Below are 21,382 nucleotides of genomic sequence, written 5' to 3' on the forward strand. Positions count from 1 at the left end.
CTCCTTAACTATGACAAGCCTCACATTCATTTAGCTCTCCCTGTGATGTACTACGAACATAATAGGTTGTTTTCAGCCCATTACGCCAAGCTTCCAAGTGTAGGTTTAATAACTCTTTAGCCTTAATATTATGGCGTACATATAAGTTGAAGCTTATTCCCTGATCAATATGTCGTCCTCTGGCAGCGTTTTGTTTTATACTCCAGTTTTGATCCAGCACATTTCTTGTTCTTCGATAAAAATTATAGGTGCGATGATTTAAATCTGGTGCCGTCACTTTAAATTTAAAATTCTTCTTCTCTTCCGCATATTCCACAGCATATATAGGATCAATTCCATCTGTTGATCCCCCAATTTTTGCTGTAGATGAATTTGGTGCTACTGCCATCATCCAGCCATTGCGAACACCATATCTCTTTACCTTCTCTTTTAATTCAATCCATTTATCTGTTTCGTATCGCCTAGTAGTAAAATACTCTCCTGTATGCCAATCGGACCCTTCAAAACGAGAATAGGGACCCTTTTCTCTTGCTAGTTCCATAGAAGCTTGTATCGTATAATAGGCAATTTCCTCATAAAGTTTATCTGCATATTCTACAGCCCCCTCTGTCTCCCACTGTATTTCTTTTAAAGCAAGGAGATGATGCCAGCCAAATGTTCCTAGACCTACTGCCCTATACTTTTTATTTGTCTTTTCAGCTTGTCCCACTGAGATCGTATTTAAGTCAATGACATTATCTAGCATTCTCATTTGAATACGAATCAATCTTTGCAAGTGACCCGTATTCATTATTTTTGGCAGATTAATAGAGGATAAGTTACAAACGACAAAATCACCCGGCTTACGAACAATGACGATATTTCCATCTTCGTTTTGACATTCTCCTACTACAGTCGTTACCGACATGTTTTGAGTTATTTCAGTACATAGATTACTGCAATATATACTAGTACGCCCTCTCCCCTTTACATGTTTATTAGGATTTTTTCGATTTACTTCATCACGGTAAAAAAGGTATGGGGTACCTGTCTCTAACTGAGAGATCATGATTCTCGACATTATGTCCATTGCACGGTAAGTTTTCCTAGGGAGCATTGGATGGTTAAGAGCCTCTATATATTTGTTAGAAAAGAATTTCTCATCCTTTTCATCATAAAAATCCTCTAATCCTAAAGGACTCCCGTTTTCATCCTTCCAGCCCATAACTTGTTTCACCTCATGAGGACAAAACACATGCCACTCACCAATACTCTTTCCGCTCTCATCTACTTCCTCCAGTTTTTCCATAAACAAATCAGGAATGCAAACACCTGTAAAGAGGTCATGTGCTTTTCGTCTCTCATCTCCGTTGTTTGTTTTTAAATCAAGAAATCCGTTCATAATGTCTTTATGAAATATGTCTAAGTACACAGCAATCGCACCTTGTCTTTGCCCCAGTTGGTCCACACTCACAGCGGTGTTATTTAACTGTCTAATCCAAGGTATGACCCCAGAAGAATTTCCTTTAAAGTTTTTGATATCAGAACCTAATGCCCTGACTTTTCCGTAATATACCCCTAATCCTCCTCCATCCTTACTAAGCTTTGCTACATCCCAGTTGTTTAAGTAAATACCATTAAGTGAATCATCCACCATATCAATAAAGCAAGACGATAACTGGCCAAAATTCTTACCAGCATTAGACAAAGTTGGTGTGGCTACTGTCATATACAAGTTACTTAATGCCCAATAAGCCTCTTTCACTAGCGTGGGGCGTTTCTCTTTATCCTCGTTTTTCATTAATGTCATTGCAATGATCATAAATCGCTCTTGTGGCAATTCGAAAATATTTCCTTCATAATCCTTTGCCAAGTAACGATCGGCTAGAAGGAAAAGCCCAATGTAGGTGAACAACTCATCTTTAGATGCATCTATAAATCTTCCAATCTCATCAATTTCTTCCTTTGTATAACTAGTTAATAGGCTATTATTGTATATTCCAATTTCTTCAAATCTCTTAATCAGATCATAGAAATCTCCATATCGTTCATTATGGTTATAGCCTCTTATAACTGATACCCTTTTGTATAACTCATTTAAGTAAATTCTTGAAGCAACAAAAGTCCAGTTTGGTTGATCAATCGAAATGAGATTTAACGCATTTTCTATGAGTTGGTTTACTTGTAAAAGTTTGATATCTTGATTCTTTGATAGTAAAGTAGCATCCAAATTGTAAGCTTCTGCTATCTCTACAATGTAATCGGCTATAGTTGGTTGTAACAAGCTATTCATCGCCTTTCTCTCCCTGTAAATTTAGTCATTTGAATACGTCGTTCTCTTCTTTCTTCCGCGTAGGTCAGCATCTCATGCTCCTCTTCTGTTTCTGGAATTACCCCTGGGATAGGTGTAGGCTTACCCTCTTCCCCTATCGCTACCATTGTAAGGATAGAGGTTGTCGTTAACTGTTTTTGCCCGGTCTCAATTTGCTCACTTTGCACTTTTACAAAGACCTCCATAGAAGTCCTTCCAGTTGAAATCACCACTCCTTCTAATAAGAGGATATCTCCCACTTTTGCTGTAGATAGAAAATTAACGATATCAATTGATGCTGTCACAACTGCCTTTTTGCTGTGCTTCATAGCAGCAATTGCAGCAATCTCATCAATATACGCTAAAACCTTTCCTCCAAAGATCGATCCCAAATGGTTTGTATCTGGTGGTAAGACTAGCTTAGTTTGAATGGTGCGTGATACATTTGATGATAAATTCTCTGTCATAACTTCCCTACTTTCATTTTTTTCGGGGAGAAATATTGAAATAAAAAAATCCATCTTAAGGGAAGATGGATTTTGTAGAATGTATAGAAACATAAATAAATAATACTGACTAAAATTCAGTTATTATCATTTGTATACCTTTATATCCTACCTTCTCAACTCCCGAAGAAGATCATACAAAATAAAATTGGCAGGTCTCCTGACTTGTGCTTCATCCTACTCTAAGCCTTCCCATCCTAAGACAGTGGTTCTCTTATTTCATCAGCACTTACAGTTGCGGGTACAGTTCTGGATTTTAACCAGATTCCCTATTAAGTCTATTTGACACCAGTTTTATGGTATAAACCTATATTTAGTTATCAAAACGAAAAATTACACAATATATTGTGTTGTAATAAGTTTAGTATAGTTTTCCATTTCTCGCAACTATCTTTGACAAAAAATATTTTGAAATCTAGTAATAGATTACTTGTCGGACAAATGAACGTAATCACCACAAGATACATATTTCATTAGATAAAACAAAAAAGTAGACTCAAAAGGTCGCTATTCAACGAACTTTTGAGTCTGCTTCTTTTTTTAATAAGGCTGTTTTCGCATACTTTGTTGCTATTTTTACAAAAAAAGAATTTATTTTAGGTCCGTTGATTTCCGCTTCAGGCACACGCTTTCCGCGGGGAGGAAGCTGATGGTTATTTTCACTATCGTGAAAAAACCTACCTCCTCGGCTTCGCCTGCGGGGTCTCACGATTCCCTCTATCTCCCGCAGGAGTCGAGTGCCTTCCGCTCCAATCAACTCAATGTTTTAACAGAGCTATCCAAATAGCAACAATCTTTACGAAAAGAGCCTTTAATAATGTACCTCTATCTTACCTAAAAACTTCTCCATATCCTCACGATTCACAGGAGGACTAAACAGATAACCTTGAATTTCATCACAACCCATTTGCGCCAACAGATTGCGTTCAAATTCTGTTTCTACTCCTTCTGCGACCACGTTAAGCTTCAAATTATGTGCAATTTCAAAAATTGATTTTACTAATAGTTGCTGTTTTTCATGTTGATCAATATCTTTTATGAACTGACGATCGATCTTAATTTCGTCCATCGGTAATTTCAAAAGCTGATACAGTGATGAAAAACCTTTTCCGAAATCATCGATGGAAATGTGCACGCCTAGTTCCTTGAGCTTTCGAATCACATCGGCTACATGCTGAGGATTTTTAATAAAAACGCTCTCCGTAATTTCAAGTTTCAGATAGTTTGGGTCGAGTCCTGTATCGTCTAATGCTTTTTTCACCATCGTCACTAAATAGTCCTGCTGAAAGTGCTTCGCAGAAATATTTACTGAAATCGGAACATGTTGTAACCCTTGGTTTTGCCAATCTTTATTTTGTTTGCAAGCTTGAATTAGAGACCATTCATCTATTTGTAAGATCAAGCCGATTTCTTCAGCGATTGGAATGAACTCTCCTGGTGATACAAATCCAAGAATCGGATCGTTCCAACGTAGTAAAGCCTCCATACTTGTAATCTTTCCAGTCATCGTTTTCGGTTGGTAATATTGCTCAAATCCTCCTAAATCAACAACTGAACGTAAAGCATTTTCAATCACTAAACGTTTCTGAAACTTATCCCTCATCGTATCATTATAAAATTGCGCAACATTCCCGCCCTTTTCCTTCGAGATATACATCGCAATGTCTGCAAATTTCACTAATGTATCTAAGTCCGTCCCATCATCTGGATACATACTTACACCAACACTCGCCGTGATATAGAGCATTTGACCGTTGATTTCAAAGAACGTGGAGAATTCTTTTAACACTAAATCCACTGTCTCTCTGACCTCATCAACGTGATCAACTCTATGAACGATAACAAATTCATCACCACCAAGACGGAAAACTTCTCTCTTTTCATGTTGCAGGCGGCTTAAATTATTTGCAGTTAATTGAAGGAGTGCATCTCCTGCGTCATGGCCGAGCGTATCATTAATCTGCTTGAACTGATTTAAATCTAAGAAAATTATCGCCAGCTTTTTATTTTCATCTAATTGAATAAGATCCTTTACATAGTTTTGGAAGTAATGACGATTCGGTAAAGACGTTAAACTATCATAAAAGGCTAATTGGTGGAGCTTGTCCTCAGATTTTTGTAATTTTTCTTTTTGATTACTAAGTCTACTATTCATTTCAATACTTTCTGTAAAAAGCTCTTTAAGCTTATCTGCCATCTCTCGTAAGTTACTACTAATTAATCGTAATTCAGCAATCGTGCTTTGCGGCCACTCAATTTTTTCAAAGGTGCGAAGTTTTTCCGGCAATCCTGTCGTTACTTTTGTTAAACTACTTAAGTTCTTCGTTAAAACCCTTGTCACACTCATGACTAGTAATATGGTAATGACCGAAAATAGACCTAAATATTTCAACTGTTCAATCGTCACTCTAAAGATTTGTTCTTGATATTTAGAGGTTGGAAATTGGATGACCACTTGAATCGGAATTCCATCAAGCTGCTTTGAATAAATATATTGACCCTGACTCCATTGAATAATTGGTTGATGTGTTGATTCTTTTGGCAAAGCTTCATAATAATCAGTTGATACTTTTTTGAAAGTGTAGTTTTGTTGCCATTCATACGTTGATCGAACACGAACGTCAGACAAAGTGGAGGCAATGACAGAATTGTAATTCGTTAGAATGATAATGTTCGATTCTTGAATTTTATGTCGTTGAATTAATTCTCCCACTTCATTTGATTGTAATACATCATTTAATGCTAGACGTTGTATATCGTCCTTTTTCCAAAAGATTAACTCTCGCTCAATTCGATTCACCATCATTTGAGCACTTATTATTTGTTCTTGAGAAGTAGTATCATGAGTATTCCAAGTGTTTGAAAGTACACTGATGAAAAAAGGTACGAGTATCGCAAAAATTGTAATTTGAGATAAAAACTGATGCACTGAAACGTTATTTTTATTTAATCTATTATTCTTAGTGAACTTATAAAACGGAAAATAAGCTAATAGCATATCCGCTATCAATACATTAAATAATCCGTTAATAATGGATTTACTTACTTCAAAATATAAAGCATCTCCTGATAAAGATACAGAATTAAGAACATATAACAAGATTGCTCCCAGCGTTAGCCAAAAAAGAACATCTACGAAGAACATCTTCGCCTTTCTTCCTCTTAAGAAGAAAGCTCCTACAAAGATTATCTCTATGACATTTATAATACTAGAAGCTACACATAAAAATTCCCTCGGTACAAATAAAACAGAAATAAGACCTACGATAACTGCTGCTCGCAAGCCAAAAATCCGAAGTACAACAAATAAAAAGATACTAGAAAACGTAAGGGATATACCATAAACAAATGTTAAATTAAAATTCGTCGTTATAAATACTAGACTAATAAGTATAAGAAATAGAATGATTTCACTGTTTAATTTATTCTTTAACTTGAGCATTTTTTTGTCTCCAATTCACACACTTTTAATGAAGATTTCCCATAATATGTCGATATTTATCATAACATACGGATAATGTTTTGGATATATTTGCAAAAAATGAGGTCTTAAGTTGTGTGTAATATTGTCGATATGTTGAACGTTGAACATAAAGCGCAAGCGCCCCGTTTTAGCCTCTGGCACATTTGATCTATGGCCGCGCTGGGTGCTGGAGCTAGATTAAGAATACTAATACATAAGATACACTCAAAATCTTATACTTTCTTAATCGATAAAAAATCCGAGATTCATAAAATCTTGAATCTCGGAACTTTTATTACCTTATTATTCTCTTTTCCATTACCGCGTCACAGACGACATTATACATTTCTTCAACGCCCTTGCTTGACGCTTCAAAATGGTATGCATGCTCTGAGTTAATTCCCAGATGATTAGCTTCTTTAGCAGCATCTAAATTAGCCCCCATGAAAATAAATTCCCAATTGTATTTTTCCTGTTGATGGTGAATTAACTCTTTTACCTTAGAATACGTAAACTCTCGGCTCGCATTTTCCATTCCATCTGTTGTGATGACAAATATGACTTTTTCTGGACGTTCTTCTTCACTTGTCTTCGCAAGTCGATAGCCTACATCAAGAATAGTCTTCCCTACTGCATCAAGTAATGCGGTACACCCTCTAACGTAATAATGATCATTCGTTAACTTCACAGCACTTGCATCTAAGCCGTTCCATAAGATTTCATACTCATCATCAAATAAAACTGCCGTTAGCTTTGTTTCCCCTTCTAACTGACATTGCCTCTTAATAAATCCATTGAATCCACCAATCGTATCACTCTCTAGTCCACCCATTGATCCACTTCTGTCTAACAAAAATATAATCTCTGTATTCTTTTGCATTGCAAACACTCTCCTTTTCGTTATCATGTTATAATCATATTGAAAATTAACCAATATTTGGTCGCCTTTAAAGCGACATTTATAGGAGGTTGACCGAATGCTAGATCAAAAGCTTTTACAAGAACTCGAAAGCTACATAGACTTACATATCAACTTGATGGAATTTCCTTTACAGAAATCAGCAGATTTCAATTTATATGAAGAATTACATTCAACAGAGCTTGAAACTTTTATTCAACAGAAGCGTCAGCCTTCATTTAAAGAGGTATTACTTCGCTACATAGATGACAAAAATGTAAGTGATGCGGAGATTTATACTCGTGCTGGAATAGATCGAAGACACTTTTCTAAAATTAGATCTACCCCGAACTACAAACCGAAAAAAAGCACAGTAGCTGCACTTTGCTTAGCTCTTGAACTAAATGCAGATGATACAGATACTCTACTGAATGCAGCTGGCTATTCATTATCAGATAGTGATACATCCGATTTAATACTTCAATTTTTCATCGATAAAGAAATGTACAATTTACATGATGTAAATCTTGCATTAGACCACTTTAGTTTGAAGACAATACCGTGAGAAGGTACTGATTATAAAATTAGTGGTAAAATAAATATGGGAATACTAATCACAAATTTACAGACTGCGTAGGTGACGAAACATGTTAGAAATCAAAACATCAGATGTGAGCGATGGAGAATTTAATAGAGGGGTATTCGCAACACAGGATTTAAAAAAGGGACAACTGATTCACATAGCTCCAGTAATTCCATACCCAAACGAGCAGCATCAACACATAGAAAAAACGCTACTTGAAGATTATGTATTTGAATACGGCATTAACCACTGCGCTCTCCTCTTAGGCTATGGAATGTTGTTTAATCATTCTTATGAACCTAATGCCTATTATGAAATCAAATTTGAAAATCACTCATTTGAATTCTTTGCGTACAGAGATATAAAAGCAGGGGAAGAAGTATTCATTAATTATAACGGCGATGTTGACGATAACGAACCGCTTTGGTTTAACAAAGACAAAGAAGAATAAGAGAAGGCGTATTCCTGGAAGAAAGGGATACGCCTTTTACGTTATTTAACTTACTCATATACTTTCTGCACATTATATTTATATCCAATATATTGATAGTTTTGCTTTTGATACATCTCACGAGGTGTATCTTCCCCGTCTGCAACTAAAATTATGGTTTTATCCTTAAACATATCCATCACAAGCTTTTGTAACCTGCTTCCGATTCCTTTACGCTGGAACTCGTCGTCTACAACTAAGTCATCGATTTCTGCAAATTCGTCAGAAATGATGACTTGCACTGTACCAGCAGGAGTTCCTTGATAGAAGGCTAGAAGTTGGACGATGTTTGGATTCGCAAAGTTTCGTTTATGAAGTCCTATCTTTTGGGTTGCAAATTCTTCACCGAACAGTAAATCTTGTTCGTACTGTAGCTTTAAAAAAACGTCAAAACTACCTTCTGTTACAACTTTTATTTCGATATCAGGATGATTGCTTACTTGTGGGAAGTTTTCTGGTTGAATTGCATATAATTCGTAAAACCCAATATCATAGTCCTCATTTGTTAAATAAATTGTAAGCTCATCAGAAAGCTTTTCATTCTCTGGAAAAGCAAACTTCACATGCTTCTGTCCTCTTTCAACATGGAATACTCTCAAGAAATTTGCCGTCTCTTTGAATGAATCAACTGTTGGCATCTTCTTAAAATCTATGAAATTACTATCATAGCGTTTAAGCATTTCTGGATAATGATAGTGTCGATATAACTCATTTTCAGCAAATATAGTAGCCGGATTATCTATATTTTCAAATGTAACGTGTTTCATTAGGTTTTTTCTCCTTTATTTTCATTTAGTTTTATTATAATATTTTTCCAATTTATAGTGGCTATCTATTTTTTTAAGCACAGCATGGTAAATTAACAATAATAATCTATCCTATATTGGTAAAACTGACATATAAAGGAGTGCATGAAATGGAAAAATATTTTAAATTACTTACATATATAACGGTGTTTCTACTTGTAGTTTATTTTTGTATAGAAACTATAAAAGCAGACAAAGTGGAACTTTCTCAAAAGGTGACAGGAGATAAGATAGATTTAAATACAAAGTGGACTTTCTTCCCGAATAGATTTGTTCCACCTAATATGATTGATAATAAATTCGATTCTACAGTAACGGAAGTGCCTGGTTATTGGAAATCTGATATTAAATATGGAACATATGCTAAGAAAGTAAAAGTTCCAAAGTCATGGATTAACAATATAAAAACAATCTATGTTCCGAAGATTTATACTTCATATTCCATTTGGATTGATGGGGATTTAAAAGGAACCGTTGGTAAACCAGGTAAGGGCCATGATTCAAGTAAACCATTTGTTATCCCTCAAAAGTACAATTTTGTTCCAAAAAGTGATTCCGTTTCTATTGTAATTCAGGTTGCTAACAATCATTATCGTAAAAGTGGAATTTCCGGAACCATTTCAGTTGGCGAATATAATGAGGTATCAAAAAAACATAAGCAAAAAGTATATATAGATTGGTTCAGTATAGGTTCCTTAATTACTATTGGTCTCTTTTTATTAAATCTATTTATATTAAATAGAGAGGATAAGTCTACTTTATTTTTTGGTTTATTTTGTATGTTGTATGGGTTAAGGGTATTTTTAAAGGGAGAATTATACATATATCAATTTATACCTAATTTTGACTGGAATATTGCGATTAAGTACGATTATATTATATTATTTTTAACCTTTCCTGTTTTTATGAAGTATTTAGAATTAACATTTAAGAAAGAAGCTAATCCATTTGTATTTAGAATAGCAATCATTTTTTCATCAATATTTATAACATTAATTATATTAACAGAACCCAAAATTTTTTCCTATTCAATGATTGCTTTACAATTTGCTTCACTTTTAGTATTGATTTATTTCTATTCTGTATTGTGGAAAGCAATAAGGAATAGGAACAATTGTGCAAATATACTTATATTTGTAAGTATCATTTTTGCTCTTACAGTAATTAATGACATTCTGTATACAGAACAATATATCAATACAACAGAATTGATACCTATTGGACTTGTAGTTTTTTGCGCGGGGCAATTATATATGATTTGTAATAATATTGCTGAAGCATATAGGAAAATAGAATCTTTAAATCAGGAATTAGATATTAATCAAAAGGAAATTATTTATACTCTGGGTGAAATTACTGAAACTCGTTCAAAAGAAACAGGAAACCATGTAAGAAGGGTTGCAATGTACACCCATAAACTAGCGCACTTATTGGGCCTAGGGGAAGAAGCTGTTGAAAAAATTAAGTTAGCTTCACCTTTACATGACATAGGCAAGGTAGCAGTTCCTGATACGATTTTAAACAAACCAGGAAAATTAACAGAAGAAGAATATGAAATAATAAAAACTCATACAACTGTTGGTTATCAAATGCTCATGCATTCTACAAGAGAAATTATGCAGATTGGTGCTCAAATCGCACTTACACACCATGAAAAATTTGATGGAAGTGGATATCCAAACCAAATTAAAGGAACTGAGATACCACTTGTAGGTAGAATTACTGCTGTAGCAGATGTCTTTGATGCATTAAGTAATGATAGAATTTACAAGAAGGCTTGGAAAATGGAAGACGTAATTAACTATTTTAGAGAACAGCGTGGTAAACATTTTGATCCAGAAATTGTTGACTGTCTATTATCGAATTTAGATGAATTTATCAGAATAAATAACTTATACAAAGATGTTTAAAACAAAAATTTCAGACAATAGGCAGAAAGTAGGCAGAGCATTAGGTTCTAAACAGATTATTATGGTAATAAGGAAATATTTCAAAGGAGTGGTTGCACGATTGCAGCTGCTCTTTTTATTTTGTGCAGAGGGAGACCAAGATTGTTAGAAAAGCATTATGTTAACTATTGGAGAATTAAAGTGAAGGACAATACTTTTCAGTCAAGATATTTGGAGGGGTTAAGATGCTAGGTTTAAGAAAAAGGTTTTTAGAGGAAGCGTTTAGTCCGAACGGAACACCAGTAAAGGTCTTCGATGTTTTTGTTACTGCAGTAAGATTGCCTAATGGACCAATTGAAACAATTACTAACTATCAAGGTATTATTTGGACGAGTTTTGCTTTATTTTGGACGACTTTTTGGTTTTTTTGGACGAGTTCACCACTTTTTTGGAGACTTTTACAAATCCTTACAAAAAAACACCCAACGAAAGTCGGGTGCATCACACTTCAATAATTATAGGAAGAATCATCGGCTTACGTTTTGTTTTCTCATATAAGAACTGTCCGACTGTTTTCTTCACATCTTGCTTAATAACGCCCCATTGACTACGTTCGGATGTTTTTATGTCATTGACAGTTTGTTTAATCAAACGGTTCACATCTCTAAGTAGCTGCTCCGAATCCTTTACAAACACGAACCCGCGTGTGATAGTGTCCGGATTTGAGATAAGTTTGCGCTCTGATTTACTCATTGTTAACACTACTACCAGCATACCGTCCTCTGAAAGCTGTTTACGATCACGTAATACAATTTCTCCAACGTCACCTACTCCAACACCGTCTACATACGTGTTACCTGCAGGTATTTTTCGTGTTTGACGTGCTTCCCCATTTTTGATATCAACAACATCCCCATTTTCTAATATGAAGGAATGCCCTTCCTCGACACCAACAGATTCAGCTAAAAGTCGGTGGTGATGCAGCATCCGCAGTTCTCCATGAATCGGAACAAAATATTGTGGCTGTATTAATGTGAGCATTAATTTTAAATCTTCTTGGTAACCATGTCCCGAAACGTGCATACCAGTTGTACTACCTGTTCCATAAATCACTTTCGCTCCAATTGAATATAAATTATCAATGATTCGCGTTACATTTCGTTCATTTCCTGGTATAGGGCCGGCGGCAAATATCACCGTATCGCCACGATGAATGTCTACTCCGCGGAAGTTCCCTGTTGAAAGACGAGCGAGTGCTGCCATCGGTTCACCTTGACTTCCGGTACAAAGGATCGTTACTTTTTCTGGAGGATAATCATTAATTTCATTTTGCTCGATAATCATTCCTTCTGGAACATCTAAATATCCTCGCTCAATCGCTACGTCCACAACATTTACCATACTACGTCCTAACAAAACTAACTTTCGATTTGTTCGAATGGTCGCCTCTACTACCTGCTGAAGTCGGTTAACATTTGAAGCAAACGTTGTAACAATAATTTTCCCTTCCGCCTTTAGAAATGCTTCTATCACATGTTCTCCAACAATCCTTTCAGACGGAGATAACCCAGGACGCTCAGCATTTGTACTTTCAGATAATAAAAGTAACACACCTTGTCTACCAATTTCGGCCAGCTTGTGTATATCTGCGTACTGATTATTCACTGGAGTAAAATCGAATTTGAAGTCACCTGTATGTACGACATTTCCTTCGGGGGTGTTGAATAAAATCCCGATACAATCTGGGATACTGTGATTCACTCTGAAAAAGCTGATATTCACTTTTCCAATTGTTAACATAGTCTCAGAGTTAATTTCATTTAGTTCAGTTTCACGTAAAAGTTTATGTTCCCTTAGCTTCAACTCAATTAATCCTAATGTAAAACGGGTTGCATAGACGGGTACGTTCAGTTTTTTCAAAAAGTAAGGAATACCTCCGATATGATCTTCATGACCATGTGTGACGAGAAGTGCTTTCACTTTTTCCTTATTTTCTTCTAAGTAACTTAAGTCTGGAATAATTAAATCAATTCCAAGTAAGCTTTCATCAGGAAATTTATTTCCGCAATCAATGATGATAATGTCATCACCGTATTGGATAGCGTACATATTTTTCCCGACTTCATGTAAGCCACCTAATGCAAAAACAGACAATGTGCTCAAGGCAAGTACCTCCTACGTTTTATATTACTGTTAGTATGTCTCTTTCACTTCCACTTATTAGTGTTAGATATAAAAAAGACGATCGATATTTTCGATCGTCTTCACCTTATTTCATCGCTTTACTTACTTTTAGCTTCTTACCTTTAATTGTTGTGTTTTCCATTGCTTGTAAAACTAATGAGCCCTTTCCATTGAGTATATCTACATACGTCAAATTGTCTTGAATGCTTATTATCCCAATGTCCTCTGAGGTCACTCCAGGGATATTCGAAAGGGTTCCAACAAAGTCTACAGCTCTAAATTTCTTCTTTTTTCCACCACTAAAATGGAGCTTCATGATATCTTGATTGATTCTTGCTGTTTTGTTATTTCTGACTACCCGGCGACCACCGATTTTTTCTTCGAAAGCCGCCATTCCTTTTGACACTTCCTGCTTCGACGGCGCATCCATTAACGGAAGGGTGAATCCAATGTAGCGTTCAATAGCTCTCACATACTTGGCTTCGCTTTCGATCGCAAGGGTAATAGCCTTACCTTTGTTACCAGCTCGTCCCGTTCTACCAGTACGATGAACATAGCTTTCCTTTTCGAGTGGAACATCAAAATTAATAATAAGTGTTACATTATCAATATCGATTCCTCTAGCAGCTACATCGGTCGCAATAAGATAACGGAAGTTCCCCGTTTTAAAGCCGTCCATAACAGCAAAACGGTCTTCCTGTAATAATCCACCATGAAGTCGTTCACAAGAATAATTTGCTTCCTCTAGTTCTTTGTAAACCGTATCAACATGTTCTTTTGTTCTACAAAAGATGATACAACTTTCTGGATTTTCTACCACTGTTACGTCTTTTAAAAGTGAAATTTTCTCTTCCTCTTTCACTTCAATTAATCGGTGATCGATTGCTTTTGTTGTAACCTCTGAAGGAGCGATTTCGATGTGGACCGGTTCTTTCATATATTTATGGCAAAGATTTTCAACATCCTTCGGCAAGGTTGCAGAGAAGACCATCGTGACTCGTTCTAAAGGAAGTTGTTTAATAATTTCTTCAACCTTATCTATAAAGCCCATATTTAGCATTTCATCTGCTTCATCAATAATTAAATAGTTTACTTTGTCTAAAGCTAACGTACCACGATCAATATGATCAATCATACGTCCAGGGGTCCCGACGACAACATGCGTTTTTTGTTTCAATTCTTCCTTTTGCCTCGCAAACGGTTCTTTCCCATAAACAGCCATAGCCTTAATACGCTTAAATCTTCCAATGTTCGTAATATCCTCACGAACTTGGACAGCAAGTTCTCTAGTTGGTGTAAGAATGATCGCTTGTGGCAATTTTTCTTCCCATTGAATAAGTTCACATAACGGAATACCAAAGGACGCAGTTTTCCCACTTCCTGTTTGTGATTTCACAACTAAATCACGCTTTCCCATCACTTGTGGTATCACTTCACGTTGAACCTCAGTAGGAGTTTCATATTTTAATACATCTAGTGCTCGCGTGATTTCATCACTTAATTGATAATCATTAAAATTCATTTCATAACCTCATTATTTTTTATTATCCGACTCATTTATAGGATTCTCATAGAAAACGATCATATACAAATTTCGAATATGTTCATTATACTTGATAGAATGAACGATATGACTTTATTCTTCGTAATCAGCAAAAAAAGAAAGACTCCGTTTACTGACTGAGTCTTATTGAGTGATCACCCATGTAATTTATAAGTATCGAATTGTTCTCTTAGTATTTTAATTTTCATAACTTTATTAACAAGATAATAACCAATCACTGCACCCAATGTATTGGTAAGCAGGTCGTTTATATCTGTACTTCTTCCACTTCCTAAAGTAATTTTTATGATGCATTGTAGGAGTTCTATACTTAAGCAAGAATAAAACCCAATCGTTGTAATCCTTTTTACAGAACTATTTTCCTGATTTAAAAATGGTAAAAACATCCCGAGTGGAATAAACATGATGATATTTAATAGAAAGGTCTGAACATCAATCGTGAGGATCGGAATATAATTAATTGTCTTATACCATGGCGTCTGATTTGCATACATTCCGATATTCACATCTATTGGGAAGAAAGTAAAATGAATGACCCCCGCAACATAAATAGCAAATGTTACGAGAAGTGTGCACTGCTTAACTGAGAACTTCCTTGCTTTAAAAACCATTGCGAATAAAAATACTACTAATGCTGGGACAAGCACATACCATGAGTTGATGGTGATCATGATTGAATCTTTCATAATGAATTCCTCCTAATTTTAACTGTGTCTTATCAATATAGCCAAAACTTCTGAAGAATTGGTAAACGAATTTCTTAAGGTTTTCTTAAATTTGAGCATTTGTTAAATAGATGTTCATGTCAAAAAACACATTTTTAGTAAGGCTTCGGGGCAACTTTTCGTCGAAGCTATTAAAATTTCGCTTAGGTTGCAAGAGTATAGGTACTAGCATCAATTTTCCGAAAAGAGCCTTCAATAAAAAAACTGAGCAGGAATTGCTCCTACTCAGCTTTCATATTTATAAATTTTCAAATAGAAACTACTTTGCCTGTTTCTGCTGACTCCATCATACCTACAATTACTTTTAAAGATGATAAACCATCTTCACCGGTGACAGGTGGAGTTTGATCTAGTCGTATGCAATCAATAAAGGCATCTATGATACCACTATTCGTTTGATTGTCATTCGTTTGGATATCTTCAAGTTTATAATGGACTATTTCGCCATCATTTTTAAGCACTTCTAGTTGATATTCATCACGATGATACATCTTCAAAATACCCTTTTCACAGTAGATAACGGTACTATTGTCCTCTTCACCATAATACGTCCAAGAGAACGAAGCTGTACCTAGATACCCCTTACTCGTCTTTAAGGTAGCTACCACATTATCACACACTTCAATAGGGTCTCCATTCTCATCCACTTTATCAAGAGCACCTTGGAACGCACTAACTTGCGAAACTTGGTCATCTAATAGAAAATGGATCAAATCTATTTTATGAATCCCTAAATCTCCTGCAACTCCGAGACCTGATCGTTCCTTCTTAAAGAACCAAGTTGAATTCGACTTATTCACTCCCCATGTTTCCGGACCAGCATGGCCAAAGGTTGTACGGAAGCTTAATACTTCACCGAGTTCTTTATTTTGAATAATTTCTTTTGCTTTTTGGTGTGCACGTGTGAAACGTTGATTATGACCAATCATTAATTTCATTCCTGATTTTTTCTGGGCAGCAAGTATTTCATTTGTGTGCTCAATGGTTAATGAAATAGGCTTTTCGCATAACACATGCTTTCCACTTTCTAGCGCTTTTGTCGAGAAAATATGATGAGACTCATTTGATGAACAATCGCTAATCGCTTGTATCGTTGAATCTTCTAACAATTCTTCTACCGATTTTGCTACACGACCGCCGAACATACCTGCAAGTTGCTCTGCTCTTTCAACATTTCGATCATAAAAGACGATTTCATCTACGTATGGATTTGCTTTATACTCTGGTGCATGACGAAATTTCGTGATGGAGCCGCACCCGATTATTCCTACCTTCATTCCCAATCGAATCCCTCCTATTCTCTCTTTTGGAATACAACCGCTACGATTATGATTAAACCTTTAACAAAACCTTGAAGATGTGGTGAAACATTCATTAAGTTCATCATGTTATTTAAAATTCCTAATATAAGAACTCCAAAAAATGTACCAATGATTTTCCCTCGACCACCAGTCATTCTTGTTCCACCAATAATAACGGCTGCAATTGCATCTAACTCATATTGAACACCTGAACTAGATGATGAAATTGAGTTTAAACGTGAAGTTTCAATAACAGCTGCCACACTCACTAACAGTCCGGCCAAGCTGTATACACCAATCTTTATACGATCCACACGGATAGCCGAAAGAAGTGCCGCTTTCTCATTACTTCCAAGTGCATACACGTAGCGTCCAAAACGCGTTTTATGCATAAGGATATATACAAGGGCAGTCATAATAAGAAAGATGATGATTGGATAATCAATAATCCATAGTTCACTGTTTGCAATAGCAGTAAAGCTTGATACTTCTCCCGAAATACTTCCACCTTCAGCAATATATAACGCAATAGACCTTGCTCCGGCCATCATCCCTAACGTAGCAATAAACGAAGCTATTCTTCCCTTTGCTACCATTAATCCATTCAAGAATCCTACAAAAGCACCTGTTATTAACGCCGTTAACAGGGCAACAAAAATGCTACCTGTCGCATTAAGTGTTAACACCGTAATGACTCCAACGAGTACCAATACCGATCCAACTGATAAATCAATTCCGCCAGATAGCATTACAACCGTCATTCCTAACGCAACAATACCGATAATCGATACTTGCATTAAAATATTTAATTGGTTGTTGATATCTAAAAATCTAGGACTCAGGATAGATGCAGCGATAAAAATAACTAGAAATGCAATAATGACGCTATACTCTGACCAAAGCCAAGAGAGGCGACTTTTTGTCGTATTACTTTGTAGTTGTATTGGATTTAAATTTGAATTAGCCACTATTTAGGCCCCCCTTTTTGATCCCGTTGCATAACTCATGATCTCATCTTCTGTTGCTTCTGCTCCCTTAAAGCGAGCAGTAATTTCCCCTTGATACATCACATTGATGTTGTGACAGACTTTTAGTACTTCAGGGGCTTCAGATGAAAGAATAATAATGGCTTTTCCTTGCTCAGCCAAAGAAATGATATGTTGATAGATTTCTTGTTTTGCTCCAACGTCTATTCCTTGTGTTGGATTATCAAAAATCATAATATCTGTATCTACTTCAAGCCATTTTGCAATTATGACCTTTTGTTGATTTCCACCACTTAGCTTATCAATTGTTATCGTTGGATTGTGAACCTTGATATTCAGCTTTTCTTTGTAGTATTGGAATTTTTCTTTTTCAACCTTATCTTGGATAAAGCCGTTTTTTTCAAAGCTACCAATCGATGATAAACTCATATTGTGAATCACACTTAAATCTTTAATAATGGCATTTTCTTTTCGATCCTTTGGTACTAATCCCACACCTGCTTTAACTGCTTGGCGTGGATGATCTATTTTTACCAGCTGGTTATTTATTTTGATTTCACCAGTGTATTTTTTTCGATATCCAAATAAACTTTCAAAAAGCTCGGTTCTTCCGTCTCCAGCTAAACCTGTAAACCCTAGTATTTCACCTTTTCTAACTGAAAAGTTAATATCCTTATATAAACCTTGGCTAGATAAATTGTTTACTTCTAGAAGAACATTACCAAACTTATTACTCTTTACCAGTCGATCTTCCGAGATAGACTTCCCTACCATAAGCTTCGTAATCGAATCTAAGTTTTCATTTTTAATACTTCCGGTACCGACAACTTCTCCGTCACGTAAAACCGTGTATACATCACATATTTCCTTAATCTCTTTTAATTTGTGAGAAATATAGATAATAGATACTCCGGAGTTTTTTAGGTTTTTCATTAATTCAAATAAACGCGATACTTCATGTTCGGCTAAAGAAGCAGTTGGTTCATCCATGATAATTAGTTTTGAGTTATGTAAAAGTGACTTTGCGATTTCAATTAGCTGCTTATAGGAGGTATCAAGGTTTCGAACATATTCCTTCGGGTTAATTTCCACTCCTAGCTTCGCTAAAATCTCAGAAGTCTTCTTGCACATTTCTTCCACTTTTAAAAAACCAATCTTACTACGTAGCTCTGATCCTAAAAACATATTTTCATAAACTTTAAGGTCCGCCACAACATTTAGTTCTTGATGAATAAAGCTAATCCCTTGCTCCATTGATATTCTTGGATTTGCCATCTTCACTACATTCCCATGAATGTGAATGGACCCATTATCGGGTTGATGTACACCACCTAAAATGTTCATTAAGGTAGATTTCCCTGCCCCGTTCTCTCCTAGCAACGCATGTATCTCGCCTTCTTGTACTTGCAAGGTTACATTTTTTAAAACCTGTACTCCATTAAATGATTTTTCAATATTGTTCATCATCATGAAAGGATTGATAGACATTTGATTATCCCCCCTATATAGGAAAAGAGGAAATACAATTCTAGCATTAAGCATGAAATTGTATCTCCTTATCACTTATTTAAAATTTTGAATCCGCATCATAATGATCATCAACATTCTCTTTTGTTACTTGTGTTGCTTCTTTAACAACCATTGTTTCAGCCGGATCATTTCCTTTTGCAAGATCTGCCGCAATTTTCACAGCATCTTCAACCATTGTTGGTGAATATAGGAATGTAGCTGAAATTAAACCATCTTCTTTAATGTTTTCAAATACAGCCTTACCACCACCAGCACCCGTTACGAATTTAATATCCGTTCGTCCTGCTTCTTTAATTGCTTGTAATACCCCTAATGCCATTCCATCATCTTGCGTAAAAACTGCATCAATTTGAGGGTTTGCTTGTAAAATGTTTTGCATAACTTCTAGAGACTTTTCTGTTGAGAAATCACCGCTTTGTGAAGCAACTACTTCGATTCCATCTGCTGCTTCCATAGCCTCTTTAAAGCCTGCTCCACGTTGTTCAGTTACCGAGCTAGGTGGTCCAGTAATTTCAACTACTTTTCCTTTTCCATTTAGCTTTTCCACAAAATACTTACCTGCATTTACACCAATACCTTCATTGTCGCCTTTCACAACTACAGTAGCAGCATCATTTTCAAGTTCACGGTCAACAATTACTAAAGGAATACCCGCATCTTTTACTTTTTGTCCAACTGGAGAAAGAGCTGCTGATTCGATTGGAAGCATAACAATAACATCTACGCCTTGTGCAATCAGATCATCCACATCATTAGCTTGCTTGTTTGGATCCGCTGCATTTGTCATAACATAATCAATGCCTTCACTCTCTTTAAGAGCTTTCGCTTGCTTTTCAGCACTATCAATTAAAGCTCCCATCCAACCATGTGTTGCAGAAGGTAATGAGATACCAATCGTTAATTGGTCATCATCTTTCCCGCCTGCGTCCGTATTACAACCTACCAATCCAAAAACAGTTAATAGAGACAAACATAAGACTAAAAACTTCTTCAACATAATTTCCCCCTTCATTACTTGTTCTAAGCTCCCCCAAAATGTAATCGATTACATTTCACATCTAAGGTCAGCGCTCTATTATTAATACTCTTAATAACAGAGCGCTGATCTTAGGTGATACGGTTAACCTAGTGTAGATTCACGAATAACCAGTTCATGGTCTAGGATAATACTATCCACGTGTTCTCCTTTTATTTGGTTAATGAGCATTTTGGCTGCGATTGTTCCCATCTTATACATTGGTTGAGCGATTGTAGTAAGAGTTGGATTTGTCATATTTGAAAAATCGATTTTATCGAAACCAACTACCGCCATGTCATTTGGAACATGCAATCCATTTGCATTTATTTCTTTTAAGGCACCAATTGCAAGAAGATCTGATACTGCAAATACCGCGGTTGGTCGGTCCGCTAATTGCATGATTTTTTTCATTGCTTGTTGACCTTGTTCAAATCCTAATTCTTCTGTATGGATGATGTATTGCTCATTCATTGATAATCCATGTTCCTTTAATGCCCTTACATATCCTAACTTACGTTGTCTTGCATATAAGTACTTTTCATCAGAATTGACTAAGGCGATTTTTTCATGGCCCAGCTTAATTAAATGTTTTACTGCCAGGTATGACGCTTCCTCATTATCAATTGTAATATACGGTATCCCACTGTCCTCGGCGTACTCACTGCACTGGATAATCGCATGATTCTCTGCCAACTTCTTTAATGTTTCTACATTAACAGCTGGATCCATTGAGATAATACCGTCAGCCATCTTTTTCCGAACGAGATCAAAATAAATATTTTCCCTTTCAGGATTGGAATCAGTTTCACATAACAAAATATTGTAATTTTGACTGATCGCGATATTTTCAATTCCTTTAATGACTTCTAAATAGAATGGATTTTTAATTGAAGGAATTAATATTAACAGAATTCTACTCTCAGAATTTCTTAAGTTTCTTCCTAGCATACTTGGTTCGTAATTTAATTTTTTGATTGCATCTTCTACTTTAATTCTAGTTTTAGCTGACACCGTATCCTGTCCATTTAAAACTCTAGAAACTGTAGCTACTGAAACTCCCGCCTGCCTCGCAACGTGTTGAATGTTTGCCATTTCTCATTGTCCTACCTTCTATTTCAAAACGTTTTGTTTGAAGATATGTAATCGATT

Annotated in this window: 17 protein-coding genes and 1 riboswitch; of the genes, 4 read left to right on the plus strand and 13 right to left on the minus strand. The window is 35.7% G+C overall.

The genetic code is table 11. From position 1 onward, the window contains the following. Positions 1-4 precede the first annotated feature (4 nt). The 4 genes from JR050_RS02655 to JR050_RS02670 all read right to left on the minus strand — a co-directional run bounded on the left by JR050_RS02655 (position 5) and on the right by JR050_RS02670 (position 7,139). Positions 5-2,272 carry a ribonucleoside-diphosphate reductase subunit alpha gene (locus JR050_RS02655; protein ID WP_204201968.1) on the minus strand — a complete coding sequence of 756 codons (2,268 nt, stop codon included), beginning with the start codon at positions 2,270-2,272 and terminating at the stop codon, positions 5-7. Next, positions 2,269-2,757, minus strand: coding sequence for an acyl-CoA thioesterase (locus JR050_RS02660; protein ID WP_204201969.1), 489 nt, complete (start codon positions 2,755-2,757; stop codon positions 2,269-2,271). The genes JR050_RS02655 and JR050_RS02660 overlap by 4 nt, the downstream gene beginning before the upstream one ends. A gap of 172 nt (positions 2,758-2,929) precedes the next feature. Continuing rightward, a riboswitch (cobalamin riboswitch) is annotated at positions 2,930-3,104 on the minus strand. 503 nt (positions 3,105-3,607) lie between these two features. Continuing rightward, positions 3,608-6,238 carry a putative bifunctional diguanylate cyclase/phosphodiesterase gene (locus JR050_RS02665; RefSeq protein ID WP_204201970.1) on the minus strand — a complete coding sequence of 877 codons (2,631 nt, stop codon included), beginning with the start codon at positions 6,236-6,238 and terminating at the stop codon, positions 3,608-3,610. Positions 6,239-6,554: 316 nt separating this feature from the next. Beyond that, on the minus strand, positions 6,555-7,139 hold the full coding sequence (locus JR050_RS02670) for a vWA domain-containing protein (RefSeq protein ID WP_204201971.1): 585 nt from the start codon (positions 7,137-7,139) through the stop codon (positions 6,555-6,557). A gap of 97 nt (positions 7,140-7,236) precedes the next feature. Between JR050_RS02670 and JR050_RS02675 the strand changes: the two genes are divergently transcribed. Beyond that, entirely contained in the window at positions 7,237-7,722 is a 486-nt protein-coding gene (locus JR050_RS02675; protein ID WP_204201972.1) for a hypothetical protein, read from the plus strand. A gap of 82 nt (positions 7,723-7,804) precedes the next feature. Then, entirely contained in the window at positions 7,805-8,191 is a 387-nt protein-coding gene (locus JR050_RS02680; RefSeq protein WP_204201973.1) for an SET domain-containing protein, read from the plus strand. A gap of 50 nt (positions 8,192-8,241) precedes the next feature. On the opposite strand, the gene JR050_RS02685 is transcribed toward JR050_RS02680, so the two are convergent. Next, the gene (locus JR050_RS02685; RefSeq protein WP_204201974.1) at positions 8,242-8,997 is read right to left on the minus strand and encodes a GNAT family N-acetyltransferase; all 756 of its coding nucleotides are present in this window, start codon (positions 8,995-8,997) and stop codon (positions 8,242-8,244) included. A gap of 149 nt (positions 8,998-9,146) precedes the next feature. Between JR050_RS02685 and JR050_RS02690 the strand changes: the two genes are divergently transcribed. Then, positions 9,147-10,946 carry an HD domain-containing phosphohydrolase gene (locus JR050_RS02690; RefSeq protein ID WP_204201975.1) on the plus strand — a complete coding sequence of 600 codons (1,800 nt, stop codon included), beginning with the start codon at positions 9,147-9,149 and terminating at the stop codon, positions 10,944-10,946. A 224-nt stretch (positions 10,947-11,170) separates the two neighbouring features. Continuing rightward, positions 11,171-11,440 carry a hypothetical protein gene (locus tag JR050_RS02695; protein WP_204201976.1) on the plus strand — a complete coding sequence of 90 codons (270 nt, stop codon included), beginning with the start codon at positions 11,171-11,173 and terminating at the stop codon, positions 11,438-11,440. Here JR050_RS02695 and JR050_RS02700 read toward each other — a convergent pair. From JR050_RS02700 to JR050_RS02735, 8 genes are all read right to left on the minus strand, one after another. Then, positions 11,427-13,088 (minus strand): ribonuclease J, encoded by a 1,662-nt coding sequence (locus tag JR050_RS02700; RefSeq protein WP_239454058.1) that lies wholly within the window; start codon positions 13,086-13,088, stop codon positions 11,427-11,429. The two genes, JR050_RS02695 and JR050_RS02700, sit on opposite strands and share 14 nt — an antisense overlap. A gap of 106 nt (positions 13,089-13,194) precedes the next feature. Further along, the gene (locus JR050_RS02705) at positions 13,195-14,631 is read right to left on the minus strand and encodes a DEAD/DEAH box helicase (protein WP_204201977.1); all 1,437 of its coding nucleotides are present in this window, start codon (positions 14,629-14,631) and stop codon (positions 13,195-13,197) included. Positions 14,632-14,807: 176 nt separating this feature from the next. Then, positions 14,808-15,359: a VanZ family protein gene (locus tag JR050_RS02710; RefSeq protein ID WP_204201978.1), complete on the minus strand. Its 552-nt coding sequence runs from the start codon at positions 15,357-15,359 to the stop codon at positions 14,808-14,810. Positions 15,360-15,646: 287 nt separating this feature from the next. Continuing rightward, positions 15,647-16,681, minus strand: a complete 1,035-nt coding sequence (locus JR050_RS02715) for a Gfo/Idh/MocA family protein (RefSeq protein WP_204201979.1) — start codon at positions 16,679-16,681, stop codon at positions 15,647-15,649. 11 nt (positions 16,682-16,692) lie between these two features. Beyond that, positions 16,693-17,667: an ABC transporter permease gene (locus JR050_RS02720; protein WP_346726695.1), complete on the minus strand. Its 975-nt coding sequence runs from the start codon at positions 17,665-17,667 to the stop codon at positions 16,693-16,695. 3 nt (positions 17,668-17,670) lie between these two features. After that, positions 17,671-19,173, minus strand: coding sequence for a sugar ABC transporter ATP-binding protein (locus JR050_RS02725; RefSeq protein ID WP_204201980.1), 1,503 nt, complete (start codon positions 19,171-19,173; stop codon positions 17,671-17,673). Between the two features lie 79 nt (positions 19,174-19,252). Next, positions 19,253-20,212 (minus strand): substrate-binding domain-containing protein, encoded by a 960-nt coding sequence (locus JR050_RS02730; protein ID WP_239454060.1) that lies wholly within the window; start codon positions 20,210-20,212, stop codon positions 19,253-19,255. 123 nt (positions 20,213-20,335) lie between these two features. Continuing rightward, positions 20,336-21,325 (minus strand): LacI family DNA-binding transcriptional regulator, encoded by a 990-nt coding sequence (locus JR050_RS02735; protein ID WP_204201981.1) that lies wholly within the window; start codon positions 21,323-21,325, stop codon positions 20,336-20,338. Between the last annotated feature and the right edge of the window lie 57 nt (positions 21,326-21,382).

Origin of the sequence: Bacillus suaedaesalsae (genome assembly GCF_016890225.1) — a bacterium.
In the GTDB taxonomy this organism is placed as follows: Bacteria; Bacillota; Bacilli; order Bacillales; family SA4; genus Bacillus_BS; species Bacillus_BS suaedaesalsae.

Bases quoted from the DNA above. Each gene is read 5' to 3' on its own strand.
- JR050_RS02655 (WP_204201968.1), bottom strand. From the start codon at position 2,272: ATGAATAGCTTGTTACAACCAACTATAGCCGATTACATTGTAGAGATA.
- JR050_RS02660 (WP_204201969.1), bottom strand. From the start codon at position 2,757: ATGACAGAGAATTTATCATCAAATGTATCACGCACCATTCAAACTAAG.
- JR050_RS02665 (WP_204201970.1), bottom strand. From the start codon at position 6,238: ATGCTCAAGTTAAAGAATAAATTAAACAGTGAAATCATTCTATTTCTT.
- JR050_RS02670 (WP_204201971.1), bottom strand. From the start codon at position 7,139: ATGCAAAAGAATACAGAGATTATATTTTTGTTAGACAGAAGTGGATCA.
- JR050_RS02675 (WP_204201972.1), top strand. From the start codon at position 7,237: ATGCTAGATCAAAAGCTTTTACAAGAACTCGAAAGCTACATAGACTTA.
- JR050_RS02680 (WP_204201973.1), top strand. From the start codon at position 7,805: ATGTTAGAAATCAAAACATCAGATGTGAGCGATGGAGAATTTAATAGA.
- JR050_RS02685 (WP_204201974.1), bottom strand. From the start codon at position 8,997: ATGAAACACGTTACATTTGAAAATATAGATAATCCGGCTACTATATTT.
- JR050_RS02690 (WP_204201975.1), top strand. From the start codon at position 9,147: ATGGAAAAATATTTTAAATTACTTACATATATAACGGTGTTTCTACTT.
- JR050_RS02695 (WP_204201976.1), top strand. From the start codon at position 11,171: ATGCTAGGTTTAAGAAAAAGGTTTTTAGAGGAAGCGTTTAGTCCGAAC.
- JR050_RS02705 (WP_204201977.1), bottom strand. From the start codon at position 14,631: ATGAATTTTAATGATTATCAATTAAGTGATGAAATCACGCGAGCACTA.
- JR050_RS02710 (WP_204201978.1), bottom strand. From the start codon at position 15,359: ATGAAAGATTCAATCATGATCACCATCAACTCATGGTATGTGCTTGTC.
- JR050_RS02725 (WP_204201980.1), bottom strand. From the start codon at position 19,173: ATGTCTATCAATCCTTTCATGATGATGAACAATATTGAAAAATCATTT.
- JR050_RS02730 (WP_239454060.1), bottom strand. From the start codon at position 20,212: ATGTTGAAGAAGTTTTTAGTCTTATGTTTGTCTCTATTAACTGTTTTT.
- JR050_RS02735 (WP_204201981.1), bottom strand. From the start codon at position 21,325: ATGGCAAACATTCAACACGTTGCGAGGCAGGCGGGAGTTTCAGTAGCT.